The sequence below is a fragment of the Streptococcus sp. 2100 genome (assembly GCF_013276335.1).
Taxonomy (GTDB): Bacteria; Bacillota; Bacilli; order Lactobacillales; family Streptococcaceae; genus Streptococcus; species Streptococcus pseudopneumoniae.
In genome coordinates this window covers 7,810-8,025 of record NZ_VMKV01000088.1, presented here as the reverse complement: position 1 = coordinate 8,025, position 216 = coordinate 7,810, and the positions used below count along the sequence as shown (strand labels likewise).

Annotated in this window: 1 pseudogene; it reads left to right on the top strand. The window is 38.9% G+C overall.

Going from position 1 to position 216, the window contains the following annotated elements:
- Positions 1 to 216, top strand: a pseudogene (locus HT669_RS11295) (IS5/IS1182 family transposase); the annotation flags it as partial.

The following is a 216-nucleotide window of genomic DNA, read 5'->3' as shown; positions in this document are numbered from 1 at the left end:
ATTATGAAGCAAGTGAACAACTAACTGATGCACGATTTAAGCTCCTGGTTGGTGTTCAGTGCACGACTTTTGAAGAGATGTTAGCTGTATTAAAAAGAGATTATCAAGGTAAACACGCAAAAGGGGGACGAAAACCTAAACTAAGCCTAGAATACCTTCTTATGGCGACTTCAATATGTGCGAGAATATCGAACTTATGAAGAAATTGCGGCTGAT